Source organism: Fructilactobacillus florum DSM 22689 = JCM 16035 (genome assembly GCF_001436645.1).
Classification (GTDB): domain Bacteria; phylum Bacillota; class Bacilli; order Lactobacillales; family Lactobacillaceae; genus Fructilactobacillus; species Fructilactobacillus florum.
The window spans coordinates 1-2,536 of sequence record NZ_AYZI01000018.1 but is presented as its reverse complement, the minus strand read 5'-3'; the positions used below and the strand labels follow the sequence as shown (position 1 = coordinate 2,536).

Annotated in this window: 5 protein-coding genes; all 5 read left to right on the top strand. The window is 30.3% G+C overall.

The genetic code is table 11. The features are described 5' to 3' along the window. On the top strand, nucleotides 1–494 hold a 494-nt coding region (locus FC87_RS06535), incomplete at its 5' end, for a putative HNHc nuclease (protein ID WP_156656548.1). Next, entirely contained in the window at nucleotides 475–1,269 is a 795-nt protein-coding gene (locus FC87_RS07180; RefSeq protein WP_056961973.1) for an HNH endonuclease signature motif containing protein, read from the top strand. The genes FC87_RS06535 and FC87_RS07180, both read left to right, overlap by 20 nt. Before the next feature lie 48 nt (nucleotides 1,270–1,317). Next, on the top strand, nucleotides 1,318–1,755 hold the full coding sequence (locus FC87_RS06525) for a DUF1642 domain-containing protein (RefSeq protein ID WP_056961971.1): 438 nt from the start codon (nucleotides 1,318–1,320) through the stop codon (nucleotides 1,753–1,755). Between the two features lie 184 nt (nucleotides 1,756–1,939). Continuing rightward, nucleotides 1,940–2,191: a hypothetical protein gene (locus FC87_RS06520; RefSeq protein WP_056961969.1), complete on the top strand. Its 252-nt coding sequence runs from the start codon at nucleotides 1,940–1,942 to the stop codon at nucleotides 2,189–2,191. Then, nucleotides 2,184–2,536 (top strand): hypothetical protein (locus FC87_RS06515; RefSeq protein ID WP_156656547.1); only part of this gene is annotated, 353 nt, incomplete at its 3' end. The genes FC87_RS06520 and FC87_RS06515, both read left to right, overlap by 8 nt.

Sequence of the window (2,536 nt, the reverse complement as noted above, 5' to 3'; positions counted from 1 at the left end):
GAGAGATTGAGGAGATTATGAAAACCAAGTTTATTGTGGAACAGCCACATCCTAAATGGTTCAGTATGAGCGACTGCTCAAAATCATTAGCAAACGAGTTTTTAACATTCATCATAGATTACTGCATTAAGCAAGATATTCCGTTTAAAACTAGAGTGATTGACGAAATACAAAATGATTATAGATTGGTTCATGAGTGCCTTTTGCATCGCATTTGTGTAGTTTGTGGGAAACCACATGCAGATATTCATCATATTGATACGGTTGGTCGCGGATTTAACCGAAACAAAATAAATCATGTCGGCAAAAGAGTATTGCCATTATGTAGAAATTGTCATCAACAATTTCACTCAATGGGAGCAATTACTTTTTTTCAACAAAACAAAATTATACCAATTAAATTAACTGAAGATGATGTTATATCTTTGAATTTAGAAAGCAAAAAACAAGTTGAGTATTATCAGGAGAATAAAAATGGAAACTACAAATCTTAAGGCAATTCCTGATTTTGATGGATATTTAATAAATGAAAATGGCCAAGTTTTTTCATTGAAAAATGATGCTGCTAATCAATTTAGTAATGGTATGCATGAACTGAAACAATTAAAAAGAAAATACGGCGGACCTGTTGTTAGTTTGACTAGAAACGGAAATGTTTATCAAAAGAAAGTAACTAGATTAGTTGCAAATATTTTTAATCGTAAAAAGATTTTTGAAAATAAGCCAAACGAAAAATGGAAGAAAACAAAATTTTCTTGTATTGAAATTTCTAATTTTGGCCGAATTAGAAAACAAGGTGATTATTATGATGATTCAGATATGACTTACTGTAAATATAAAGAATTACAAACTTTTGATAATGGTCATGGATACAAAGCTATTAATATAAATGGCAAACAACAATATGTTCATAGACTTGTTGCAACTGCATTTATACCAAATCTCAATGACTTACCTGCGGTTAACCATAAAGATGAAAACAAATCGAATAATAATGTTGATAATTTGGAATGGTGTACTGCAAAATACAATGTTAATTATGGAACTTATAAGAAAAGAGTTAGCTGGAGCAAGTCAAAACCAGTTATTGGATTTGGTAAAACTAAAGTTTCCATTTTAAAACATGCTGATAATGCAATAAGAAATAACATCAAAGGAATATCTAGAAGTTCTCGTAAAATGAAATGGAGATTTCTGAAATTTGATTTTAATGGTTTGAAGAAGTTGAAACTAACTAATGTTGAAGAATTGGAGAAACAGAATGATTAAATATTTAGAATTTTGGATGAATAAGTTTTTTGATTAAGGGAGATAAACATGGCAGAAAAGGTACAGATTGAGAAACCAGTTGTAAGTAAAGAATTAGCAGAAGCGTTTGAAGATGTGAATAAGGTTTGTAGTTTTGTTAGTTATATTGTTAATGGCAAACATTTTCATTATAATGTTCCAGAAAAGAATGAAATGGCTCATGGTGCATTTGAAAACCTATTAGCACGAATGTATGTACTTGGTTATGAAGTTGAGAAGCCAAAAAGATATGTATTGCAAATACCTATTAAAGATGATGATGATGGAACTTTTGAATATTTATATAGAAATGCTAATGGTAGACCAGTTTATCATTGGCTCTCTTGTGATAAAGATGTGATTAATAATGCATATTATTCTGATGGCTTTACTAAATCAGAAATCGAAGCAGATGAAGGATTGAAAAAACTTGCTAGCGTATGTGAATTAATTGAGGTGGAGGATTAATCATGGATACTTATGTAATTAAATTTCCTTTTATGGATATAGACACGCAAGATGGGAAATTAACTCCGAATTATTTAAAGTCTGAACTTACTGGGGAATATGGATATGCTCCAAGACTCAGTAGATGAAGGCATTGTTGATAGAATCGGTACATGGAAATCAAAAATCTATAGGAGTTCAGAATATGAGTAAAGTTATTTTATCAAAAGAATTAGCATTTGAAGCAAAGAGTATAGGAGAAGGGTTACCAAAGAACTCTCTAACAAGAAAAGATGTTGAACTTAGTTTTGGAATAACAGTTAAATGTTTAAAAGACCAATTAGGGGATAACACATATATGTTAAACACTCGTCAACATTTAGATGAAGTTATTTCAAATAAGGAAATATTAATCAATGCAGTTTTAAATGGATACGAGGTGGAAAAGGATGAATGATAAACAAATGGTTAATTCAGCAATCGCTTCATTAGGTCCAATTGTTAAACTAAGTGACCGTGAAAATACTGATAAGACTTATGCTATTGCAGCTGGGTATTTAAAAGATTTAATTAAAGATGTTTCAGCTGAATTGACGGATGAGCAAAGGCATTGTCCATATTGTCACTTTAAAAAAGATTTTTATAATCAAGAAACCACAAAGGAACTTAATTCTGATTCTAATGATCCAAGTATTAATATTGATCCATCAATGATGGAATTGATTTTTGATATGGATGATTCATACAATATTGATTTACAAGGTAATGTTGTAGTTGGCATTGAATATTGTCCTAAATGTGG

Coding starts and splice junctions, on each gene's coding strand:
- FC87_RS07180 (WP_056961973.1), top strand. CDS start 475: ATGGAAACTACAAATCTTAAGGCAATTCCTGATTTTGATGGATATTTA.
- FC87_RS06520 (WP_056961969.1), top strand. CDS start 1,940: ATGAGTAAAGTTATTTTATCAAAAGAATTAGCATTTGAAGCAAAGAGT.
- FC87_RS06525 (WP_056961971.1), top strand. CDS start 1,318: ATGGCAGAAAAGGTACAGATTGAGAAACCAGTTGTAAGTAAAGAATTA.